Raw genomic sequence first — 2,131 nt, 5'->3', positions numbered from 1 at the left:
AATAATAGAGTGGGCTATTTCAAATAGAAAGAAAACAGTTGCATTAGCGTTCTTAACATTTATAGGAATGATGATAGTAGGCCCTATGTTTACTAGAACAGAGTTTATTCCAAAGCAAGATTATGGGCGATATTCTATTGTCCTAAAATTAGAGCGAGGTCTTTCCGTTGAAAAAGCAGAAGAGATTACAAATCGGGCCGTTGAAATAGTAAAAAACAATCCTTTAACAAAGTCATATTCAACTTTGATTAAAGATAATAAAGGGATTGTCAATGTAGATATAGGTCCAAAATCCGATCGTAAATTTTCTGTTTTTAATGTTACTAAAGACTTAAGAAAAGAGATTTCTAAAATCCCAGGTATCTATTTCAATCTCCAAAACGAATATCAAACAGATACTGGCGAAGGAGATGTCGAGTTTCAGGTAAGTTCTAATGACTTAAATCTTACTAAAAATATTATATCTAAAATACAGGAGAAGATTAGTCGAAATCCTGGAATTATAGATATTACATCAAGTATAGAATCGGGAAATGTAGAGGCAAGGGTTGTATTAAATAGAGATAAATTAAGAGCACATGGAATTAGTGCATTTGATATAGGAAGAACAATAAGCTACTCATTCTTAGGTGGAAATAGGGCAGCTGGACAAACTTTATCTGTAAAAACTGGAATAGAAAATATTGATGTTTTAATTAGATTATCAAAAGATAATAGAACAAAAATTTCAATTTTAAATGAGTTAAACGTTAGAGGAAGAGATGGTAAATTTGTAAAAGTTTCAGATGTAGCAAATATTGTTATGGCAGAAGGAGCATCAGAAATCAATAAAATCGATAAAGTATACACTTCTATAATCAGTGTTAATGATGGTGGCATAGGTTTAAGTAACATTCAATCAGAAATTTTAAAAGCTTTTAATGAAGCAGCACCTCAAAGTGGGGTTTCATACTCATGGGGTGGAGTATCACAGTTATTTAACGAGGCAATTGTTCAAATGGCGATGGCTCTTGGAATTTCAATATTTTTAATCTATGCAATTCTAGCCTCACAATTTGAAAATTTCCTACTTCCAGGAATTATATTAGCATCAGTACCCTTAGCAATGATTGGAGTTTATAGTGGACTCTTGCTAACCAACTCTCCATTTGATATGATGGTAATGATTGGAATAATAATGTTGGCAGGAACTGTTGTTAATAACGCCATAGTTCTTATTGACTTTATCAAAATTTTAAGAAATCGTGGGTATGAATTAAATGAAGCGGTTAAAGAATCTTGTAAAACAAGACTTAGACCAATCTTAATGACTACAATGACAACAGTGTGTGGGATGATTCCCCTTGCCTTGGGATTTGGAGAAGGGGCAGAACTATATTCTGGAATGTCTATAGCTGTTATATTTGGTTTGTCATTTTCGACATTGCTAACATTGGTTATAATTCCTGTTCTATACATTGAAATTATTTCAATTACAACATATAAAAAATAAAAGGACGGATCTTATGTTTAAAAAAAAATACCTCATTGCTTCGATAGTTATTTTTTCTTTAACTCTAGGAGTTTTAATTAAGTTTTTATCATTGAAAGAAAAAGATTTTGTTTATGTAATTCCAAAGATTAAAAATATGGAAATTCTTGATAACCAGATAGGTGAATACTCTTTACACAGCGAATTAGATAATACTAATCACAACTTTGAAAGTAAAGATTTTTTAAATGGAAAAATCTTTCTCAATGTTCCAAATGATAAGTATACTTTAAAAGGAAAGTATGACGATGAAGTTAAAATTATCTCTTTCACAAAAGAAAGCCCTTGGGAAGAGATAGAGATAGAGTTTATCGGCAAACAATTTTCTAAAAAAGAAGAATATTTTTTGAACGGGATTACTTTATCCCTCATTATTATAAATTTATTCATCTTTCTTAAGCTGAAAAAACAATTAAAAGAGGATAAAACTTTATATTATACTTCATTTATTTTATTTTTAAATCTAATTTTAAGTTTTAGAACTACAAAATATATAGACATTATAAAGATATTAGATTTTTTAACAGTGACTATTTTAGGATTTACTTTAGGTTTTTATCTAATTAACAAATTTATTTCTCCTAGATACAATATAGCACA

At 29.5% G+C, this 2,131-nt stretch carries 1 protein-coding gene and 1 pseudogene; both read left to right on the top strand.

The genetic code is table 11. The features are described 5' to 3' along the window. Positions 1-1,492 (top strand): efflux RND transporter permease subunit (locus L992_RS12770; RefSeq protein WP_197053444.1); only part of this gene is annotated, 1,492 nt, incomplete at its 5' end. Positions 1,493-1,505: 13 nt separating this feature from the next. Continuing rightward, a pseudogene (locus L992_RS12765) lies at positions 1,506-2,131 on the top strand (hypothetical protein); the annotation flags it as partial.

The organism is Cetobacterium sp. ZOR0034, assembly GCF_000799075.1.
Lineage (GTDB): Bacteria > Fusobacteriota > Fusobacteriia > Fusobacteriales > Fusobacteriaceae > Cetobacterium_A.
The sequence above is the reverse complement of the archived record's forward strand: the minus strand, read 5'-3'. Positions and strand labels throughout refer to the sequence as shown.